At 57.2% G+C, this 19,050-nt stretch carries 22 protein-coding genes; 11 read left to right on the top strand and 11 right to left on the bottom strand.

The genetic code is table 11. The features are described from left to right. Positions 1-11 precede the first annotated feature (11 nt). Positions 12-776, top strand: coding sequence for a sulfite exporter TauE/SafE family protein (locus GOX75_RS17545; protein ID WP_171125250.1), 765 nt, complete (start codon positions 12-14; stop codon positions 774-776). On the opposite strand, the gene GOX75_RS17540 is transcribed toward GOX75_RS17545, so the two are convergent. The 4 genes from GOX75_RS17540 to GOX75_RS17525 all read right to left on the bottom strand — a co-directional run bounded on the left by GOX75_RS17540 (position 773) and on the right by GOX75_RS17525 (position 3,757). Then, positions 773-1,315 (bottom strand): hypothetical protein, encoded by a 543-nt coding sequence (locus tag GOX75_RS17540; protein ID WP_371808139.1) that lies wholly within the window; start codon positions 1,313-1,315, stop codon positions 773-775. The two genes, GOX75_RS17545 and GOX75_RS17540, sit on opposite strands and share 4 nt — an antisense overlap. Before the next feature lie 33 nt (positions 1,316-1,348). Continuing rightward, positions 1,349-1,639 carry a hypothetical protein gene (locus GOX75_RS17535; protein ID WP_171125248.1) on the bottom strand — a complete coding sequence of 97 codons (291 nt, stop codon included), beginning with the start codon at positions 1,637-1,639 and terminating at the stop codon, positions 1,349-1,351. A 356-nt stretch (positions 1,640-1,995) separates the two neighbouring features. Continuing rightward, entirely contained in the window at positions 1,996-3,594 is a 1,599-nt protein-coding gene (locus GOX75_RS17530; RefSeq protein WP_171125246.1) for a phosphoenolpyruvate carboxykinase, read from the bottom strand. Further along, positions 3,575-3,757 carry a hypothetical protein gene (locus GOX75_RS17525; RefSeq protein ID WP_171125244.1) on the bottom strand — a complete coding sequence of 61 codons (183 nt, stop codon included), beginning with the start codon at positions 3,755-3,757 and terminating at the stop codon, positions 3,575-3,577. The genes GOX75_RS17530 and GOX75_RS17525 overlap by 20 nt, the downstream gene beginning before the upstream one ends. 182 nt (positions 3,758-3,939) lie before the next feature. Between GOX75_RS17525 and GOX75_RS17520 the strand changes: the two genes are divergently transcribed. The 7 genes from GOX75_RS17520 to GOX75_RS17490 are packed head-to-tail and all read left to right on the top strand — an operon-like array spanning position 3,940 to position 9,362. After that, positions 3,940-4,644 (top strand): response regulator transcription factor, encoded by a 705-nt coding sequence (locus GOX75_RS17520; protein WP_171125242.1) that lies wholly within the window; start codon positions 3,940-3,942, stop codon positions 4,642-4,644. A 33-nt stretch (positions 4,645-4,677) separates the two neighbouring features. Beyond that, positions 4,678-6,396, top strand: a complete 1,719-nt coding sequence (locus tag GOX75_RS17515; protein WP_171125240.1) for a sensor histidine kinase — start codon at positions 4,678-4,680, stop codon at positions 6,394-6,396. 2 nt (positions 6,397-6,398) lie between these two features. Next, positions 6,399-6,869, top strand: coding sequence for an HPr kinase/phosphorylase (locus GOX75_RS17510; protein ID WP_171125238.1), 471 nt, complete (start codon positions 6,399-6,401; stop codon positions 6,867-6,869). Further along, complete coding sequence (rapZ, locus tag GOX75_RS17505) at positions 6,866-7,747, top strand: RNase adapter RapZ (protein WP_171125236.1); 882 nt, start codon at positions 6,866-6,868, stop codon at positions 7,745-7,747. The genes GOX75_RS17510 and rapZ overlap by 4 nt, the downstream gene beginning before the upstream one ends. Continuing rightward, positions 7,744-8,151 (top strand): PTS sugar transporter subunit IIA, encoded by a 408-nt coding sequence (locus GOX75_RS17500; protein ID WP_171125234.1) that lies wholly within the window; start codon positions 7,744-7,746, stop codon positions 8,149-8,151. The genes rapZ and GOX75_RS17500 overlap by 4 nt, the downstream gene beginning before the upstream one ends. Positions 8,152-8,153: 2 nt before the next feature. Then, the gene (locus GOX75_RS17495; RefSeq protein ID WP_170428736.1) at positions 8,154-8,423 is read left to right on the top strand and encodes an HPr family phosphocarrier protein; all 270 of its coding nucleotides are present in this window, start codon (positions 8,154-8,156) and stop codon (positions 8,421-8,423) included. 39 nt (positions 8,424-8,462) lie between these two features. Next, positions 8,463-9,362, top strand: coding sequence for a lysophospholipid acyltransferase family protein (locus GOX75_RS17490; protein ID WP_171125232.1), 900 nt, complete (start codon positions 8,463-8,465; stop codon positions 9,360-9,362). 74 nt (positions 9,363-9,436) lie between these two features. Here GOX75_RS17490 and GOX75_RS17485 read toward each other — a convergent pair whose 3' ends face one another. Then, the gene (locus GOX75_RS17485; RefSeq protein ID WP_171125230.1) at positions 9,437-10,312 is read right to left on the bottom strand and encodes a 3-hydroxybutyryl-CoA dehydrogenase; all 876 of its coding nucleotides are present in this window, start codon (positions 10,310-10,312) and stop codon (positions 9,437-9,439) included. Positions 10,313-10,474: 162 nt separating this feature from the next. Here GOX75_RS17485 and GOX75_RS17480 point away from each other — a divergent pair, with 162 nt between their 5' ends. Beyond that, positions 10,475-11,296, top strand: coding sequence for a DUF6473 family protein (locus GOX75_RS17480; RefSeq protein WP_254428695.1), 822 nt, complete (start codon positions 10,475-10,477; stop codon positions 11,294-11,296). Between the two features lie 49 nt (positions 11,297-11,345). Here GOX75_RS17480 and GOX75_RS17475 read toward each other — a convergent pair whose 3' ends face one another. From GOX75_RS17475 to GOX75_RS17450, 6 genes are all read right to left on the bottom strand, one after another. After that, the gene (locus tag GOX75_RS17475) at positions 11,346-12,275 is read right to left on the bottom strand and encodes an electron transfer flavoprotein subunit alpha/FixB family protein (RefSeq protein ID WP_171125228.1); all 930 of its coding nucleotides are present in this window, start codon (positions 12,273-12,275) and stop codon (positions 11,346-11,348) included. Beyond that, a complete protein-coding gene (locus GOX75_RS17470) occupies positions 12,275-13,033 on the bottom strand; it encodes an electron transfer flavoprotein subunit beta/FixA family protein (protein WP_170388298.1) in 759 nt (252 codons plus the stop codon). Before GOX75_RS17470 ends, GOX75_RS17475 begins: the two co-directional genes overlap by 1 nt. Positions 13,034-13,276: 243 nt before the next feature. After that, a complete protein-coding gene (locus GOX75_RS17465) occupies positions 13,277-13,849 on the bottom strand; it encodes a cob(I)yrinic acid a,c-diamide adenosyltransferase (RefSeq protein WP_171125226.1) in 573 nt (190 codons plus the stop codon). Further along, positions 13,850-14,053 carry a twin transmembrane helix small protein gene (locus GOX75_RS17460; RefSeq protein WP_171125224.1) on the bottom strand — a complete coding sequence of 68 codons (204 nt, stop codon included), beginning with the start codon at positions 14,051-14,053 and terminating at the stop codon, positions 13,850-13,852. Between the two features lie 80 nt (positions 14,054-14,133). Next, positions 14,134-14,961, bottom strand: a complete 828-nt coding sequence (locus GOX75_RS17455; RefSeq protein ID WP_171125222.1) for an SDR family NAD(P)-dependent oxidoreductase — start codon at positions 14,959-14,961, stop codon at positions 14,134-14,136. Between the two features lie 69 nt (positions 14,962-15,030). Next, complete coding sequence (locus GOX75_RS17450) at positions 15,031-15,642, bottom strand: SH3 domain-containing protein (RefSeq protein WP_254428696.1); 612 nt, start codon at positions 15,640-15,642, stop codon at positions 15,031-15,033. 200 nt (positions 15,643-15,842) lie between these two features. Between GOX75_RS17450 and parC the strand changes: the two genes are divergently transcribed. Continuing rightward, a complete protein-coding gene (parC, locus tag GOX75_RS17445; protein WP_171125220.1) occupies positions 15,843-18,191 on the top strand; it encodes a DNA topoisomerase IV subunit A in 2,349 nt (782 codons plus the stop codon). Positions 18,192-18,288: 97 nt separating this feature from the next. Then, positions 18,289-18,882, top strand: a complete 594-nt coding sequence (locus GOX75_RS17440) for a hypothetical protein (RefSeq protein WP_171125218.1) — start codon at positions 18,289-18,291, stop codon at positions 18,880-18,882. Positions 18,883-19,050 lie beyond the last annotated feature (168 nt).

Genomic DNA, 19,050 nt, shown 5'->3' with positions numbered 1-19,050 from the left:
ATCACAGTGCCATGACGTTGTTTTCCGCTTTCACTTCGCAGGAGTTGCTGCTTGCCTTCGGCGTCGCTTTCTTGGCCGGTTGGATCAAAGGCATGGTTGGGTTTGCGATGCCAATGGTGTTGGTATCCGGGCTAAGTATGATCCTGTCGCCTAATCTTGCCATTGCCGGTCTGATATTGCCGACAATTGTGACGAATGGCTTTCAGGCGCTTCGAGAGGGGGTACCCGCAGCCATTGACGCCATCCGGAAATTTCGGGTTTTTCTAAGCGTCGGATTGGTGTTCCTGCTTCTGGGCGCGCAACTGGTCAGCATTGTCCCGGAAAAGACGTTTGTGTTGATTATCGGCATTCCGGTGACATTCTTCGCTTTGATTCAGATGTTGGGCTTGAAGCTGACGCTTGAAAAATCCTCAGCCCGGATCGAGGCCAGTATCGGATCAATCGCCGGGTTTGTCGGCGGTTTGTCAGGGGTCTGGGGGCCGCCCACCGTTCTCTACCTGACTGCGCTGAACACGCCGAAGGCTGTACAGATGCGGGTTCAAGGCGTGATCTATAGCCTGGGTGCCGTGGCTTTGTTGGTGGCGCATCTGGGTTCGGGCATCTTCAATGCCCAGACGGCTCCGTTCTCGGCAGTTTTGATTTTGCCTGCGCTGATCGGCATGTGGGTTGGGCTGCAGTTGCAATCACGTATTGATCAGGCGCGGTTCCGAAAGGTCACGTTGCTGGTCTTGCTGATTGCCGGACTGAATCTGCTGCGGCGCGGCATTCTGGGTTAGGGGCGGCTATCCGCAATGCGGAATGCGAAATACAGTCCCAGCATAAGGAAGAACAGGCCCGAGATATCACCGATAAGATAAGCGACGTATTCAACGCGCGTGCTGCCGAAGGCCAAGTTGGTCAGCCCGGCGACAAGGAATGAGGTAATGACACCGACCCCCATGATGCAGGACCAGCAGGGTTTGCGGTCGGCGCGCGGGAACAAATCCCAGCCCACCCATTTCAAAAGGTAGAATACTGCCGGAACAGTGGTTACGGCAATTGCGATAGCCATGAGGCGGCTGGGCAGGAATACGTCAGAGCCACCAAGAAACGCGAACACAATAAAGACGCCCGGAAGTAAGGCGTAGATCGAACGCCAGCCAAGCAACCACGCTGCCAGAACGCGCACACCGTGCGGCAGAAACAAAAGGCTGGCGCGGCTGGGGTATTCCGGAAAGAAAACATTCTGCAGCGGCATCAGAACCTCAAACGTAAGGAAAGATGCCACCACATAAGCCAGCGAAGCGTAGAAAGTGTCAGAGGCCCATTTGTGCACGGCGATCAACCACCATCGTGCAGGCAGAAGCCATCATCTGGGTGCATGAACGATATACCGACCCCGGTTCGCGCTGCCACTTTGCGAAAGATAGCCCTTCTGCACCAGCGATTTCAGCGCGCGGAAAAATGTGGGGCGTGAAACACTTTGAACCAGTGTATGTTCGATCAGACCAAATGTGCGAACTTCCTGATCGGCCTTCGAAAGTTCTTCCGCAGCGTAATAGATATCGCGTTCCACCGGAGACAGTTGTTCAAGCCCCAGCGTGCGCTCCATGCTTTGCATCAGCTTACGTAGTTCGGTCAGTTTCGAGATTTCCGTCATGGTCTTACCTGTTCCTTGCCTGTGTCATCCGCCGTGCAATTTCAGCGGGTGGAAACGTGCCGATTATTCAGCAAGTCTCGTATTGACACTCATCCCCTAATTTCTAAACTTACTTTCGATTGGGTTGCTCAGTTCGCGTGTTGTGAGTGCACGCTTAAGCCACCGCTAGGTTTTTTCACTTTCCGCCCGGTGCCAAAGCGCCGGGCTTTTTCGTCACAATGACACTTAGCGTTACCGTAATCCTCGAATCCGGGCAACGAATTTGTATGCGCTTTTGGCGTTATTCAACCCTGAAGAGATGACGATTTAGTGAGTCGCGCAATAAGAAAAGGGGGCGAAAATCGCCCCCTGTCTGATTATCCGATTGCGACAGCTTTTATGTCCTCGTCGATGAACGGTAAGTACTGTTCAAAATTCTCGGCGAACATTTGCACCAGTTTCTCGGCCTGTTTGTCAAAGGCGGCCTGATCGTCCCAGGTGCGGCGCGGATCCAGCAGAACCTCGGCCACACCGGGAACGGAAACTGGCACATCAAAGCCGAAATTGGCGTCCTTACGGAACTCGGCATCGCGCAGCGACCCGTCCAGAGCAGCGGTCAGCAAGGCACGGGTGGCACGGATGGGCATCCGGCTGCCAACGCCATAGGCGCCTCCGGTCCAACCGGTGTTGACCAGCCAGCAGGTCGCGCCGTGCTGGGCGATCTTGTCCCGCAACAGGTTGCCGTACTCTTCCGGGCGGCGCGGCATGAACGGTGCGCCGAAACAGGTCGAGAAGGTCGGCTGAGGCTCGGTGATGCCGCGCTCTGTCCCGGCAACCTTTGACGTGAAGCCAGACAGGAAGTGATACATCGCCTGCGCCGGGGTCAGCCGCGCAATCGGAGGCAGCACGCCAAACGCATCACAGGTCAGCATGATGATGTTCTTGGGATGGCCACCCAGCGCGCTGCTGGATGCGTTCGAGATGTACTCCAACGGATAGGCGCAGCGCATGTTTGCGGTCAGCGAGTCATCCTCGAAGTCCAGTTCCTTGGTTTCGGGGTCGAATACCATGTTCTCGATCACGGTACCGAACTTGCTGGTGGTCGCGTAGATTTCCGGCTCGGCCTCGGGGTTCAGGCTGATCGTCTTAGCATAGCAGCCACCTTCGAAGTTAAAGGTGCCGCGATCCGACCAGCCATGTTCGTCATCCCCGATCAGGGTGCGGGCCGGGTCAGCGGACAGGGTGGTCTTACCGGTGCCCGACAGGCCAAAGAAAACCGCGGTGTCGACCGGGTTACCAACAGCATGGTTGGCCGAGCAATGCATCGGCATGACGCCTTTTTCCGGCAGCATATAGTTCAACAGGGTAAAGACAGACTTCTTGTTCTCGCCCGCATATTCAGTGCCGCCGATCAGGATCAGCTTGCGGTCGAAGTTCATCGCGATCACGGTCTCGGACCGGCAGCCATGCTTGGTCGGGTCGGCTTGGAAGCTGGGGCAGTTGATGACAGTGAAATCTGCGGTGAACTCGTCCAGATCCTCACGATCGGGACGGCGCAGCAGGTGACGGATGAACAGGTTGTGCCAGGCCAACTCGGTGACCATGCGCACATTGATCGAATAGGCCGGGTCTGCCCCGCCGACGAGGTCCTGCACGAAATAGTCGCGGCCTTTCATGTGGGCCAGCATGTCTTCGTACAGTGCGTCGAACCCTTCGGGGCTCATTTCCGCGTTGTTTTCCCACCAGATTGAATCGGCAACGCTGTCGGTCTTGACGACATGCTTGTCCTTGGGCGACCGGCCGGTGAACTTGCCGGTGGTGACCAGAAAGGCCCCGCCATTGCCCAAAGTGCCTTCTTCACGCTTCAGAGCCTCTTCGATCAGCGCCGGTTCCATGAAGTTATAATAGACATTGCCCAGACCCTCGATGCCCTGATCTTCGAGGCGGAATTGCGGGTTAACCCGTCCAGATGTCATGTGTGTCTTCTCCTGTGGCGGCGCGAAGGCTTTGGGCCGGGTGCGCTCTTGGGGCAAATTGCCGGATCGTTCCGGCGGACAGGCGCGTCTTATCACGGTCATTTGGGGCATGAACAGGACGGTTTGGCGCAGTTAGCGCAACCAAGGTCAGGTTTAGCGCCATCACAAATTTCCTGTCGGAAATCATGGCGCTTTTCCGGCAACATTAACGGCTTTTTTGCCGCAACTGTGTGACAACAAACGCACGATTCGCAGATACGGATTGATTCGCGGCCTTAAAAACGCCAGAAATGCCTTACTAATAACGATATAAAGCATGAGTGAGCAGGAATAGGGGCAAACCCGATGTCAAAGATTGCACTGGTGGACGACGACAGAAACATTCTGACGTCCGTGTCCATGACGCTTGAGGCCGAAGGCTTCGAGGTCGAAACGTACAACGACGGACAGGCTGCGTTGGACGCATTTAACAAGAAACTGCCGGACATGGCCGTTCTGGATATCAAGATGCCGCGCATGGACGGCATGGATTTGTTGCAGCGCCTGCGGCAGAAAACCCAGATGCCGGTGATCTTTCTGACCTCGAAAGATGACGAAATCGACGAAGTGCTCGGCCTGCGCATGGGGGCTGACGACTACGTCAAGAAACCCTTCTCGCAGCGTCTGTTGGTCGAACGTATTCGCGCGCTGCTGCGGCGGCAGGAAGCGACTTCGGGTGATGTTGCAACGGCCAGCACGGGCGATGCCAAGGTCATGGAACGGGGTGAGCTGCGGATGGACCCGCTGCGTCACGCGGTCAGTTGGAAAGGTACGGACGTATCCCTGACGGTGACTGAATTCTTGTTGTTGCAAGCCCTTGCGCAACGCCCCGGTTTTGTCAAAAGCCGTGATCAACTGATGGACGTCGCTTACGACGATCAGGTGTATGTAGACGACCGTACGATTGACAGCCATATCAAGCGTCTGCGCAAGAAAATGCGCGTCGCTGATTCAGAGTTTTCGGCCATCGAAACTCTGTACGGGATAGGCTACCGGTACAACGAAGAATAAGATTGACCGCTTAACAAAGGGTAGTTGGGTCTCGTGCGCGATACGGAACAAGCCAGCGAATTGCGGGACGGCGATGTGGTTCTGGGCGATGACTGGGTCATCCCTCAGGATCCTGACTCGGCCGAACTGGGGGCATCGCGCCGCAGTCGGAACCTATTTTCGCTGCGCGGGTCGCCGCTGGCCCGCAAAATCATCACCTTTAACCTGATTGCTCTGGTTATTCTGGTCACCGGACTGCTCTATCTGGATGACTCACGGGACGAACAGGTAAAGCAGACCGCGAGCAATCTGATGGGCGACGCCCAGTTGGTCAGCAACGTGTTCGAAGCGCAGTTGCGCCAGAATTCTGCCGCTCATTCTCTTAGCACGGCCGAGCTTGATGTTAAGGACACTCTTGCCGGGTTGAGCCTTCCGGTCGGCGGCGAAGTTTTTGTTTACGATGCGGCTGGAACTCTGATCGGCTGGACCCGGGGGGGGGCAACAAGCGCTCCCATGCCCATTCTTCTAAGGTCAGAAGCCGAAGTTCAGACCGGCAGCACCCTGATCAGCGATGCGCTGAACGCCGTCTGGAAAGGCCTGTCCAAGATATTCACCAACGCCAACCCGGATGAGGCACCGACGCTTGCACAGCGCGTGCAGTCCCTGATCCCGACCGCGCTGCAAGGACAGATGCAGGTGCAGGCCGTAAAAGATGCAGCAGGCGAAACAGTAATCGTTGCCGCCTCGCCCATTTCATTAGAGGGGTCGCCTGTCGGCGCTGTTGCGATGGCCGGACCTGCCGGTGAAATCGACGCGTTGGCCCGGCGCGAGCAAGAGCGCATTTTGCAGATGTTCGTGGTTGCGCTTTTGGTTTCAATCGGCCTGAGCCTTGTTCTGGCGTCGACAATTGCGAACCCTTTGGCGGACTTGGCCGCCGCCGCCGAGTCGGGCAAAGACCGCGGCGCGGGGGTAAATCCGGGACGAATTCGCATTCCCGACCTGAGTGCACGCCCCGATGAAATCGGTCGCCTCAGTCGGGCGCTGCGGGGCATGGTGAACGCGCTATACAACCGGATCGATTCGAACGAACAGTTCGCCGCCGATGTTTCGCATGAAATCAAGAACCCCTTGGCCAGCCTGCAATCCGCCGTTGGTACGCTGCGCATGGTCAAACGGGAAGATCAGCGTGAAAAACTGTTGAGCGTGATTGAACATGATGTCCGGCGGTTGGACCGTCTGGTCAGCGATATATCGAACGCGTCACGCCTGGATGCGGAACTGGTCAAAGAAGAAGAACAACTCTTCGATCTGCTGAAACTGCTAGGCAATATCAGCCAGTATCTGGGAGAAGAGGCGCGGAGCAAAGGCGTGGATTACATCACCGATCTGCCGTCTCAGCCGATCGAAATAAACGGGCTTGAGGCGCGCTTGGCGCAGGTGTTCGTCAACCTGATCACAAATGCGATCTCGTTCTGCGAAAGCGGTGATGCCATTCGCGTTTGGGTGCGTCGCCGTGAAAACCGCGTTCTGATCGTCGTCGAAGACACCGGGCCCGGCATTCCGGAACAGGCGCTGACCAAGGTTTTCAAACGCTTCTATTCACAGCGCCCGGTGGAACATTTCGGCAATAACTCTGGCCTTGGGCTTGCGATCTCAAAACAGATAGTCGAGGCGCATGGCGGTGTGATCTGGGCCGAAAACATTCGCCCGACAGAGGCCGACGTCACGTCCGATCCACTTGGTGCGCGCTTTGTCGTGGGTCTGCCCGTGTAGTCATGAGCGGTCGGGCCCTCGCAGACGTCGCGCATCAGAACACTGCCATTATACATGCCACATGTGTTGCCCTCGACGGGCGGGGTCTGTTGATCCTTGGTACCGCTGGGGCAGGAAAATCGGCCCTTGCGCTGCAGATGATGGCTTTGGGGGCAGGGTTGGTTGCAGATGACAGGGTTGTTTTGACCATGGAAGCTGAAAAGGTCCTGATCGATGCTCCCCCAGAGATCCAAGGATTGATTGAGGCGCGCGGCGTCGGCTTGTTGCGTGCGCAATCGGTCGGGCCAGTAAACCTGAGCTATGTTGTTGATCTGGACCAAACAGAGACAGCCCGCTTGCCAGACGTAACGGAAATCCGTGCCCTGAGGCAAACTGTTCCCTTGCTACGCGGCGCGGGTGTCCCCAATTTGGCATCAGCTTTGATGCAATTACTTAAAATGGCGCGTGTAGACCCTGAATGGCCCAGCACATGACAACTCAGCGGCGCATCGTTCTGGTAACGGGACCTTCGGGCGCTGGCAGATCAACGGCGATCCGCGTTCTCGAAGACCTTGGTTTTGAGGCTATCGACAACCTTCCGATGGGGCTCTTGCTGCGCCTGCTTGAAGGACCCGCAACCGACCGTCCCATGGCGTTGGGAATAGACGCGCGGAACCGCGATTTCTCGACGATCGGGTTCATTGAACTGATCGCCAAAGTTCAACGCATGGACCATGTCGACATTTCAACCCTGTATCTCGACTGCGACGACGAAGTCTTGGTGCGCCGCTTTTCCGAAACCCGACGACGCCACCCTGTCGCGTCAGATTCAAGCCCCGAAACCGGCGTTAGGCAGGAAAAAGAACTACTCGCCCCGATCCGTGAGATTGCGGACACGTTGATCGACACCAGCCCGCTGAACGTTCACCAGTTGCGCGAAGAGGTCGAGCGCTGGTTCGCGCCGCAAGGTGGACGCCATCTGGCGGTATCTATCGAGTCCTTTTCGTATAAGCGCGGTTTGCCGCGTGGATTGGATATGGTGTTTGACTGCCGGTTTCTCGCCAATCCGTACTGGCGCCCGGAACTTCGCGCCGAAGATGGTCGAAACCCGGATGTGGCGCGCTATGTTCAGTCTGACGCGAACTATGCACCGTTTTTTGACCGTGTTGTCGATTTGCTTGAACTCCTGTTGCCGGCCTATCGCGCCGAAGGCAAAGCGCACCTTTCGGTGGCCTTTGGGTGCACCGGAGGACAGCACAGATCCGTTGCTACCGCCGAGGCGGTCGCAAAGGCCCTTGCAGAGCAGGGGCAGCAAGTGGCAATTAGGCACCGCGAAATGGAACGTCGATCGTTGAATGTGAGGTCGGATTGATCGGGATCGTACTTGTTGCACATGGTGGGTTGGCTCAGGAGTACCTGGCCGCAATGCAGCATGTGGTCGGAAAACAGCCCGGCTTGGCCGCGATCTCGATCGAAGCGGATCACGATCGCGATGCCAAGCAGAATGAAATCTGTGTCGCCGCAGACAGTGTAGATGTGGGTGACGGTGTTGTCGTTGTAACCGATCTGTTTGGTGGCAGCCCATCGAACCTAAGCTTGCGCGCCTGCGCCCCGCAGGATCGACGTATCCTTTACGGTGCAAATCTGCCTATGTTGATTAAACTGGCCAAATCCCGCCACTTGCCAATCGGCGACGCCGTGCGGCAGGCGATGGAGGCTGGACGCAAGTATATCAATGCGCAAAATGTGACGTTGGACGAAGACCGGATTGATTAAGAATGACGAACCGAAGCTTGAAAATAATCAATGAAAAGGGCTTGCACGCCCGTGCCTCGGCAAAGCTGGTTGAGGTGGTCGAAGGTTTCGACGCCCAGGCCGAAGTGTCAAAAGACGGGCTTTCTGCGTCAGGTGACAGCATAATGGGTCTTTTGATGTTGGCAGCATCGCGCGGAACGACTATTGACGTCGAGACGTCCGGACCGGATGCTGAGGCGTTGGCTGATGCGCTGGAAACCTTGGTGAACGACAAGTTCGGGGAAGGGTTCTGACGGCGCCTGCTGCGACATCAAGAACGGGAAGACCAGGAATTGGCGGAAACGACGCACGAGACCAAGACAGGCCCGGTTGTGGATGGGACCGAGGACCAGGGCGAAATCTACGATCGTAGAACCCTGACCTACGCAAACTCTTTCGACGATGCCTGGACTTCAACAGCTATCCGCGCCATCGAATGGTGTACGGGCAAGCTGACCATTTTGCGTATGGTCAACAAATTCGAGAAGAAGAACGAATACTATCGCGGCCAACGGTTCTGGGGCGGCGCGCTTGAGGTTATGGGTATCAACCTGACCACGCCTCAGGAACAGATTGCCCGCATCCCGAAAACCGGCCCGGTTGTCGTGGTTGCCAATCACCCCCACGGAATGGTCGACGGCATGATTCTGGCCGAACTGATCGGGCAGGTGCGCAGTGACTATCGTATCCTGACCCGCTCTGTTCTGACTGGTCTGGACGAGGCCGCGACGTCGTTCATGATCCCTGTCCCCTTCCCACATGATCCGGAAGCACAGGCCAAAATGCTTGAAATGCGCGGCAAGGCGATGGAGCACCTGAAAAATGGCGGAGTGGTCGCCTTGTTTCCGTCTGGCGTGGTGATGTCGTCTGATGACTGGTTCGGCCCCGCGATCGAGCGCGAGTGGAACGTGTTTACGGCCAAGATGATTCGCCGATCGGGCGCGCAAGTCGTTCCTATCTTCTTTCCCGGCAGAAACTCGCGGGCATACCAGATCGCCAACAAAATGTCCGCGATTCTGCGCCAAGGCCTGTTGCTGCACGAGATCGTTCGGTCCTGCAACAAACCTCAGTCACCGGTAATCGGTGATCCGATCTCAGAAGAAGACATGCAACTGCTCGAGCGCGACCCACGCGGCTTCATGGCTTGGCTCCGCAAGCACACATTGGGACTTGGTGAGTCGCTTAAACCCTGATCCGTCTCTTCATCTGGCCAAAAATATCCCGGGGGTGAGGCCGGATGAAATCCGGGCGAGGGGGCTGGCCCCCTTTACCGGGTCGGGACAGGCACTTCGCCTCTATAGTCATAAAAACCGCGCTGTGTCTTGCGTCCTAACCACCCGGCCTCGACATATTTAGTCAACAAAGGGCACGGGCGGTATTTGGTGTCGGCCAATCCGTCATGAAGGACATTCATGATCGCCAGGCACGTGTCCAAACCGATGAAATCCGCCAGCTCAAGCGGACCCATCGGATGGTTTGCGCCCAGTTTCATTGATTGGTCGATGGATTGAACATTCCCGACGCCCTCATACAGGGTATAAACAGCTTCGTTTATCATCGGCATCAGAATGCGGTTCACGATAAAGGCCGGGAAGTCCTCGGCGCTGGCTGCAGTTTTACCAAGCCGGTCCACGACGGTTTTGCAGGCGCTGAATGTCTCTTCGTCGGTGGCAATTCCTCGAATCAACTCAACCAACTGCATGACCGGAACCGGGTTCATGAAGTGGAACCCCATAAAGCGTTCGGGTCGGTCTGTTCTGCTTGCCAGCCGCGTAATGGAAATCGACGACGTGTTTGATGTCAGGATCGTATGTGGCTGCAAATGCGGCTGAAGATCTTCGAAGATCGCCTGTTTGATCGCCTCGCGTTCTGTGGCGGCCTCGATCACAAGGTCGGTCTGGCCCAGCTCGGGCAATTCAAGCGTGGTCTTGATGCGCTTCAGCGCGGCCTGCATTGCGTCGTCCGAGATTTTTCCACGCGATGCTTGTCGCGCCATATTCCCTTCGATCGTTGTTATTGCGCTGTTAAGTGCGTTTTCGCTGACGTCATTCAGCAAAACGTCGTAATCGGCCAGGGCAAGAACATGGGCAATGCCGTTCCCCATCTGACCTGCGCCAATCACTCCGACCGATTTTACATCCATATTCAGGTGCCTTTGTGCCACGGGTTATGGCGACAGTATCGGCAGTTTGGGGCAGGCGGCAAGAGGATCAAGCATCTGGATTTTGCTTCAAATGCGCACATTAGGAAATTCTCAAGATTTCCGGCTGCATGATGGCACCCGGGTGAAAAATGGGTGAGTGGTATGAGCTATCGTCAAACAGGCTCGGGGGGACCCGAGGATGCCGTGTGCCAATATGATGGATCGCGGTTATGGTTTCGTGGGCCGCAGCGATCTTTGGATACGCCTTACATGGCATGTGTCGGCGGGACCGAAACCTTTGGGCGCTTTGTCGAACGTCCTTTTCCCTCGATTCTCGAGGGAAAACTAGACCGCAGGTGCCTGAACTTGGGCAGCCTTTTCTGTGGCGTGGACGCGCTGTTGCGGGACACTGGCCTGCGATCTTTGCTAAGCGGTGCAGAGATGTGTGTCCTGCAGGCTCCGGACATTCTGGGGCAATCAAACCGTTTTTACAAAGTGCATCCCCGGCGAAATGACCGGTTCCTCGCACCAACCGAGGATTTGTTTTCGCTTTACCCTGAGATCGACTTCACGGACGTGCATTTCGTGCATCACCTTGTGTCGCTGTTGAAGGGACATCAGGACGCGCGGTTTGAGGTGGTTGCTGAAGACTTGCGTAAGAATTGGGTCGGGTTGCTGCGAGAACTGTTTAACTCTCTGAAAGCACCTGTGATCCTCTTGAACCTGGATGTCCGGCGGCAGTCCGATGAATGTGAATTTGGTACAGATGCCCAGGTTCCTGTTTCTGCAGAAATGCTAGGGGCTGTCCGCCCCTATTGTCTTGATGTTGTGGACCTGTTCGTTAACGTTTCTGGCCAATCTGAAGAATTGGAAGATATGTTGTTTGGAACATTGCAGCAGCCGATGGCCGAGCACATGATCGGCCCGGCTGCACATAGGAAAATTGCCGAGACCCTTTCGCGTCGTATTCGGGACCTACAATGAAAAAAGGCCCGCCGTTTGGCGGGCCTTTTATTCAAAGCGAAGCGTGGGCTTAGCCGAGTTTCTCGGTCAGTTCCGGCACCGCCTGGAACAGGTCGGCAACCAGACCAAAGTCAGCAACCTGGAAGATCGGCGCTTCTTCGTCTTTGTTGATCGCAACGATGACCTTTGAGTCCTTCATGCCCGCCAAGTGCTGGATCGCGCCCGAGATGCCGACAGCGACATACAGGTCCGGTGCAACAACCTTACCGGTCTGACCCACCTGCCAGTCGTTCGGAGCATAGCCCGAGTCCACGGCGGCGCGCGACGCGCCAACAGCGGCGCCCAGCTTGTCGGCCAGGGTTTCGATCAGTTTGAAGTCTTCTTCCGAGCCGACACCACGGCCGCCCGAAACAACAACGCCAGCCGAGGTCAGCTCGGGGCGATCGCTTTCGGCAACCTTGTCTTCAACCCACGAGGACAGACCAGCGTCAGCACCGACCGAGATGGTCTCAACCGCAGCCGAACCGCCTTCGCCCGCCGCGTCAAAGGACGCGGTGCGGAAGGTGACGACTTTCTTAGCGTCGTTCGACTTGACGGTCTGGATCGCGTTGCCCGCATAGATAGGACGCTCGAAGGTCGAGCCGTCAACCACGCCGGACGCATCCGAGATCACCATCACGTCCAGCAGCGCCGCAATGCGCGGCATCACGTTCTTGGCATCGGTGGTGGCGGGGGCAACGATATGCTCGTATCCGTCGGCCAGACCAGCAATCAGGGCCGCAGTCGACTCCGCCAGGCGGTGACCCAGCGACTCGTCTTCAGCGACCAGAACCTTGGAAACGCCGTCGATCTTCGCAGCGGCTTCACCTGCAGCAGCGGCAGAGCCACCTGCGGCCAGAACGGTCACGTCGCCCAGTGCCTTCGCGGCATTGACGGCTTTGGCGGTGGCGTCCAGCGCCAGTTCACCATTGTTGACTTCGGCGAGAAGAAGAACAGCCATTACACAGCCCCCGCTTCTTTGAGTTTCGCAACCAGCTCGTCAACCGAGCCTACGACGATACCAGCGGCACGTGCCGGCGGCTCTTCGGTTTTGACGATTTCCAGACGGGGCGAGACGTCGACGCCGTAATCGGCGGCAGTTTTCTCGTCCAGCGGCTTTTTCTTCGCCTTCATGATGTTGGGCAGCGACGCATAGCGCGGCTCGTTCAGGCGCAGGTCAACGGTCACGATGGTCGGCATCTTGACGCTGATGGTCTGCAGGCCGCCGTCAACCTCACGGGTGATCTTGGCGGTGTCGCCTTCGATGTCTACTTCGGACGCGAAGGTGCCTTGGCTCCAGCCCAGCAGGGCCGACAGCATCTGACCGGTGGCGTTCATGTCGTTGTCGATCGACTGTTTGCCCGCCAGAACCAGACCGGGCTGCTCTTCCTCGACCACTTTGGCTAGGATTTTCGCAACGGCCAGAGGCTCGATATCCTGATGAACGTCATCGGCTGCTACAACCAGAATGGCGCGGTCAGCGCCCATGGCCAGAGCGGTGCGCAGCGTTTCCTGCGCCTGCTTGACGCCGATCGAAACGGCAACGACTTCGTCGGCCTTGCCCGCTTCTTTCAGGCGGATCGCCTCTTCCACGGCAATCTCGTCGAACGGGTTCATCGACATTTTGACATTGGCGAGATCGACACCGCTACCGTCCGCTTTCACGCGGACCTTCACATTATAGTCAATCACGCGTTTGACAGGCACGAGTACCTTCATTTTGCGCTTTCTCCTTACAAATCCGGTAAGCCGCGAAGCGACTCCACCAATGCTCTCGGGGGTCTGAATAGCGTTTCAATTCGAATGGCAACAGAGCAAAATCGTCACGTCATGGTCTTGGGACGTCGCGTTTCGTATTTTTTGACGCTACGGCGCGCAATATTATTGCTGCGTCATTAAGGGGTTCAGTGGCTGGGCCCTCTCTTCTGGCCCGGCCATTGTCACCAAGACACTGTGCCGCATTCAGCGGTTCGCGCCCGGAACCCACAACACGTCCCGCGTGCCGTTTTCATTGGCGCAGCGGGCAGCAACGAAGAACCAGTCGCTGAGACGGTTGAGGTATTTCACTGCGACCTCGTTGACGGGCTCCATATTCGTCAGCTCAACCGCCAGTCGTTCAGCCCTGCGGGACACGGTGCGGCAGACATGCAGATGAGCCGCCAGGCGTGAGCCACCCGGCAGGATGAAACTGCGCAACGGCTCAAGTGTTTCGTTCATCACGTCAATTTCAGCCTCGAGGCGGTCAATTTGAGCGGGTACGATTCGCAGGGGGGGATAATCCGCCTCGGCGTCTTTTTCCATGTCGGGGCGGCAGAAATCAGCGCCCAGATCGAACAGGTCGTTCTGGATACGCGACAGCGCAGCCTCAACTTCGCCTTCGGCCTCGGTGCGGGCGACGCCGACAAAGGAATTCAGCTCATCCACTGTGCCATAGGCGGCCACGCGGCCCGAATATTTCGCGACGCGTTCGCCATTACCCAACGCGGTTTTTCCGTCATCGCCGGTGCGCGTGTAGATTTTGTTGAGAACGACCATCTATTGAACCCCCTGCCCACGGAGCCAGACGTAGAGCACGATCAAAACCACGGCAATGAATTGAAACAGGATGCGAAGTCGCATCATCTTGTTGCTTTTCATTGCGGCTTCCTTGCCGCTTTTGCCGAAATTCGAGATGCCTATCGCCAGCACCACAACAACAGCAGCCATGGCCAACAGTAGAACGACCATCAGAAGGTCCATGAGTACACCGTCCGCGTTACTTGTTTCGTTGGGCTATCATCTAGCCTCTGACGTGCAAAAAGCGAACGGGTAATTTCGCCTCAGACGTCCGACAGGATGCGGTCGATTGTGCGCGTGGGCAGGATCCGTCGCAGCCACCCGGCGATATAGGTCGGCGTGGTGACATAGTAGCGGGCGCGCGGGCGTTTGGATTCCACGGCATGTGCCAGCTTGTCGGTCACCGCCGATGCCGGCAGCTCGAACCGGTCGGGCCCTGAGGATTCGTACAGTCTTTTCAACAACGAGGCTTCGTATCGGTCGCGCAGGGCCGAGTCTTGCCAATTGATGAAACGCTCGAAAACCGGGATCGAGTTTTCGCGGATTTTGGAGGTGATAGGGCCGGGTTCGATCAGGATAACCTTGATGTCTGTGTCGGCTAGCTCCAACCGCAATGTGTCGGTCAATCCTTCGACCGCATATTTGGTTGCCACATAAGCGCCCCGCCAAGGATATGCGACCAGACCGAGAACAGACGAGTTTTGAACGATTCGCCCGTGCCCCTGCGCGCGCATGACGGGGATGACCTGCCGCGTGAGGTCGTGCCAGCCAAAGAAATTGGCCTCAAAGATCGCGCGCAGGCCATCTGTTGGCAGGTCTTCCACCGCACCGGGAAGACCATGCGCGCCATTATTGAACAATGCGTCGAGCGTGCCGCCTGTCTTATCCAGAACATCCTGCAGGCCGGACGTGATGCTGTCACTGTCGGTATAGTCGATACGGGGGCTTTCGAAACCCTGCGCCCTCAGACGGTCGCAGTCACGTTGCTGCCGACATGAGGCAAATACACGCCAGCCGCGCGCCCGCATACCATGCGCCGCGTCCAGCCCAATCCCCGAAGAGCAGCCGGTGATAAGAATTGTCTTCTGCATGGTCTTCCTGCCTCTCGCCTTGCACCAAAGCTATGGCGGGGCAGGGGGCAGGACAATGTCAGCGCCGCGTCAATCTGCGGTTTTTCTGACCAGAGATGCGGAAATCCATCCGACCTGTTGCTCGGGCAACACGCGCAACCTTAGCCAGCCGGTGCCTGAATCGCTGAGGACTTCAACCTTTTGGCCGATGGATGCTTTGCCGATGACAGGATAGATCGTCCCCGGACCGTCGCGCATGTTCACCCGCGTTCCCGAGATCTCGCGGATGTCCTTTTGTGGTTCTTCGTAAGCTGATGGTTCCAACACCTCTTCGGGCTGGGTTTCAGCGATCTGGCGCAACCCGGTTATGCCGTCTTCGAGGGACGCCAAGGTGATGTTGGCGCTTTGATCGGCAAAAGCCGACAGGCCCGAGAATGTCTCAAGGCTGGCAGGTTCCGGCAGGATTTCCACGATCTCTTCTTTCGCCAAGATCGGCTTCACCCGTACGGTTGGCGTACGCAGGGCGACATTGGTCACCAATTGCTCGGCGCGGGTGTGTTGCAATGGCACAGGTTCGGGCGCAACGGCCACGCGCTCGGGTTGGGCGGTGCGCAGTCCGCGCGGTTCAAAATCAGGGCCGCCGCTCATGACGTAAAAACACCATCCGAGCGCGGCAAAAGTAACAAGAACAAGGCGCGACATGGCGCATCCCCCGGTAATCGAAAAAGGTAAAATAGGCAGCAGTTCAATTAAAGAGAGCCTACCATAATTCACGATCGGAGTCGAAAGATTGGGGGAAATCCTAAGCTTGCCTCCCCCTGTTGCAAAAAGCGCCACTTGTCCCCAGCAAAATGCGCGCTGGTTGCTTTACCGCGGCGCGCTTGCGTCGTATCACATCATATATGAACGACACGATCGACGACCCCAACATGGAGGCCCCCGATGGCGGGGGCGAGGTAGCTGAACCGCTGCGCCGAGCGATTGGCGAACGCTATCTGACTTATGCTTTGTCGACCATCATGCACCGGGCCTTACCGGATGCGCGCGATGGTCTGAAGCCGGTTCACCGGCGAATCCTTTATGCCATGCGTGAGCTGCGACTCAGCGCGACGGGGGGATTCCGTAAGTCGGCCAAGATTTCCGGCGACGTGATGGGCAACTACCACCCCCATGGCGATGCCGCGATTTATGACGCGATGGCGCGTCTGGCGCAGGACTTCAACGTGCGCTACCCACTTGTCGACGGGCAGGGGAATTTCGGCAATATCGACGGCGATAACCCGGCCGCCTCGCGGTACACCGAGGCGCGGATGACTATCGTGGCCGAGGCGCTGCTTGAGGGGCTGAACGAAGACGCTGTCGATTTCCGCGACAACTATGACGGTACGCTGACTGAACCCGTCGTGCTGCCCGCACAGTTCCCGAACCTGCTGGCCAATGGCGCTAGCGGTATTGCGGTGGGGATGGCGACGAACATTCCTCCGCACAATATCTCAGAGCTGTGCGATGCCTGCCTGCATCTGATCAAAACGCCGGATGCGCGTGACGACACATTGTTGAACTACGTGCCCGGCCCCGACTTTCCGACAGGTGGCGTGATCGTCGAACCACCTGAGAACATCGCGCAGGCCTATCGCACCGGGCGCGGGTCGTTCCGCCTGCGCTGTAAGTTCGAGGTTGAAGATCTGGGCCGTGGCCAGTGGCAGATCGTTGTCACCGAGATTCCCTATCAGGTTCAGAAATCCAAGCTGATCGAGAAGATCGCGGAACTGATCCAGACCAAGAAAATCCCGATCCTCGGCGATGTACGCGACGAATCTGCCGATGACATCCGTCTGATCCTTGAGCCGCGTTCCAAGAACGTGGACCCCGAGGTGTTGATGGGAATGCTTTATCGCAATTCGGACCTTGAGGTGCGGTTTAGCCTTAACATGAACGTGTTGATCGACGGCGTGACGCCCAAGGTCTGCTCGATGAAAGAGGTGCTGCGCGCCTTCCTCGATCACCGGCAAGAAGTTCTGCTGCGTCGTTCGCGTTACCGCATGGCGAAGATCGACCACCGTTTGGAGGTCTTGGAGGGCTTTATCGTTGCCTTCCTGAACCTTGATCGTGTGATTGACATCATCCGCTACGACGACGACCCCAAAGCCGCGCTGATGCGCGAGGATTGGGGCATCGACCATGTTCGCGCGACCGATGAGTCCGATTATGTCTCGCCCAAACCGGGCGAGGGCGAGTTGTCCGAGGTTCAGGTCGACGCGATCCTCAACATGCGTTTGCGCAGCTTGCGCCGTCTGGAAGAGATGGAGCTGGTCCGCGAGCGCGATGAGCTGATGCTGGAACGCGCCAACCTCGAAGACCTGCTGGCCGATCCCGCCCTGCAATGGGCCAAGATCGCCGAGCAGTTGAAAGAGACCAAGAAGACCTTCGGCAAAGACTACGAAGGTGGTGCGCGCCGCACCCAATTTGCCGAAGCCGGGAATGTCGAAGAAGTACCGCTTGAGGCGATGATCGACAAGGAACCGATCACGGTTGTGTGCTCTCAGATGGGGTGGATTCGCGCCATGACGGGTCACATTGACCTGAAGCGTGAGCTCAAGTTCAAGGATGGCGACGGCCCGCGCTTTATCTTCCATGCCGAAACCACCGACCGTCTGCTGGTTTTTGCGTCGAACGGGCGTTTCTACACGGTCAGTGCGGCCAACCTGCCCGGCGGGCGGGGTATGGGCGAGCCGCTGCGCCTGATGGTGGATCTGCCGAACGAGGCGCAGATTATCGACATCATGATCCATAAGCCGGGGCGCAAGCTGCTGGTGGCCTCGGATGCTGGCAACGGTTTCATGGTGCCAGAGGATGATGTTTTGGCCCAGACCCGCAACGGCAAACAGGTGCTGAACGTCAAGGGAGACGAAACCGCGATGATCTGCAAGCCAGTTGAGGGCGACCATGTGGCCGTGGTGTCCCAGAACGGTAAGTTTCTTGTGTTTCCCGTCGAGGAGCTGCCCGAAATGGGGCGCGGCAAAGGTGTACGTTTGCAAAAATACAATATGGCGCGCGGACGGCAGGGTACGCTGGAACTGGATGGGGGGCTGTCGGACCTCACGACCTTTGATTGGGCAGAGGGGCTCAAATGGTCCATGGGAGGGGATAAAACCCGGCATGAGGCCGATATGTCCCAGTGGCTTGCGAAACGCGCCAGCGTTGGGAAAAAGCCGCCATATGGTTTCCCGAGGGACTATAAATTCTCGTGATCGCACCGCCGTGACAGTCAAATTCAGTCGATGCAGCTTGGCACAAGCCCGGTTGATGCGCTAAGTCAAAGAAAAACAGGCCTATCGAGACGAGATCATGTTACGCATTCTAACCTTGATAATCGGATTGACCCTGCTGGGCGCATGTGCGCAAACGCAGCTATACGAAGAGCCCGAGTCGCTGGGGGAATTCAAGCTTCGCGTGAACTACGCCTTTGCTGAAAAGGCTGTGCAGGGTCCCGTTTCCCGCGATGCCACGCCGGATGAATGGACAGCAGCGATTCAGAACGCCGTGGATGTCCGCCTAGGCCGGTATGACGGCGCGCAGGAATACGACATCGGTATCAGTCTCGAAGGATACATGCTGGCCCCGCCGGGTATTCCGGTCATCTACAACCCCAAAAGCACGGCGATTGTTTTGGTCAACGTCTACGACGTGAAGAACAAGGAATTCCTGGCCAAGGGAAAACAGTTTCAGGTTCTGGAAGATACGACCGGTGAAAGTGCCCTGACCGGGTCAGGAAATACACGCACCAGAGAAGAACAGATGAGCGGTCTGGCCCTGAAGGTTGCGGACCGAGTCGAAGAGTGGTTGGCCGAAGAACATGAAGAGAACGGCTGGTTCCAGCGCCGCCCTGACCTGATACAACCTCTCGATTCCGGCGAGCTGACGCAAAATCCGGCATCATGAACGGGTTTTAACGCAGGATGTGCTTGATTTTCCCCTGCGAACCAAATATCTCGCGCGCGCAGATGTAACCACGGGACCAAGGGTCCCCCAAATCGCAAAAGGGCGCCTGAGGAATGGCAAAGGAAAAGTTTGAGCGTACAAAACCGCACGTCAACATCGGCACGATTG

It is taken from the genome of Ruegeria sp. HKCCD7251, assembly GCF_013031165.1.
Taxonomy (GTDB): domain Bacteria; phylum Pseudomonadota; class Alphaproteobacteria; order Rhodobacterales; family Rhodobacteraceae; genus Ruegeria.
This window is presented reverse-complemented; position numbering and strand designations above follow the sequence as displayed.

Coding starts and splice junctions, on each gene's coding strand:
- GOX75_RS17545 (WP_171125250.1), top strand. CDS start 12: ATGACGTTGTTTTCCGCTTTCACTTCGCAGGAGTTGCTGCTTGCCTTC.
- GOX75_RS17535 (WP_171125248.1), bottom strand. CDS start 1,639: ATGACGGAAATCTCGAAACTGACCGAACTACGTAAGCTGATGCAAAGC.
- GOX75_RS17530 (WP_171125246.1), bottom strand. CDS start 3,594: ATGACATCTGGACGGGTTAACCCGCAATTCCGCCTCGAAGATCAGGGC.
- GOX75_RS17525 (WP_171125244.1), bottom strand. CDS start 3,757: ATGGCGCTAAACCTGACCTTGGTTGCGCTAACTGCGCCAAACCGTCCT.
- GOX75_RS17520 (WP_171125242.1), top strand. CDS start 3,940: ATGTCAAAGATTGCACTGGTGGACGACGACAGAAACATTCTGACGTCC.
- GOX75_RS17510 (WP_171125238.1), top strand. CDS start 6,399: ATGAGCGGTCGGGCCCTCGCAGACGTCGCGCATCAGAACACTGCCATT.
- rapZ (WP_171125236.1), top strand. CDS start 6,866: ATGACAACTCAGCGGCGCATCGTTCTGGTAACGGGACCTTCGGGCGCT.
- GOX75_RS17495 (WP_170428736.1), top strand. CDS start 8,154: ATGACGAACCGAAGCTTGAAAATAATCAATGAAAAGGGCTTGCACGCC.
- GOX75_RS17485 (WP_171125230.1), bottom strand. CDS start 10,312: ATGGATGTAAAATCGGTCGGAGTGATTGGCGCAGGTCAGATGGGGAAC.
- GOX75_RS17480 (WP_254428695.1), top strand. CDS start 10,475: ATGAGCTATCGTCAAACAGGCTCGGGGGGACCCGAGGATGCCGTGTGC.
- GOX75_RS17475 (WP_171125228.1), bottom strand. CDS start 12,275: ATGGCTGTTCTTCTTCTCGCCGAAGTCAACAATGGTGAACTGGCGCTG.
- GOX75_RS17470 (WP_170388298.1), bottom strand. CDS start 13,033: ATGAAGGTACTCGTGCCTGTCAAACGCGTGATTGACTATAATGTGAAG.
- GOX75_RS17465 (WP_171125226.1), bottom strand. CDS start 13,849: ATGGTCGTTCTCAACAAAATCTACACGCGCACCGGCGATGACGGAAAA.
- GOX75_RS17460 (WP_171125224.1), bottom strand. CDS start 14,053: ATGGACCTTCTGATGGTCGTTCTACTGTTGGCCATGGCTGCTGTTGTT.
- GOX75_RS17455 (WP_171125222.1), bottom strand. CDS start 14,961: ATGCAGAAGACAATTCTTATCACCGGCTGCTCTTCGGGGATTGGGCTG.
- GOX75_RS17450 (WP_254428696.1), bottom strand. CDS start 15,642: ATGTCGCGCCTTGTTCTTGTTACTTTTGCCGCGCTCGGATGGTGTTTT.
- parC (WP_171125220.1), top strand. CDS start 15,843: ATGAACGACACGATCGACGACCCCAACATGGAGGCCCCCGATGGCGGG.
- GOX75_RS17440 (WP_171125218.1), top strand. CDS start 18,289: ATGTTACGCATTCTAACCTTGATAATCGGATTGACCCTGCTGGGCGCA.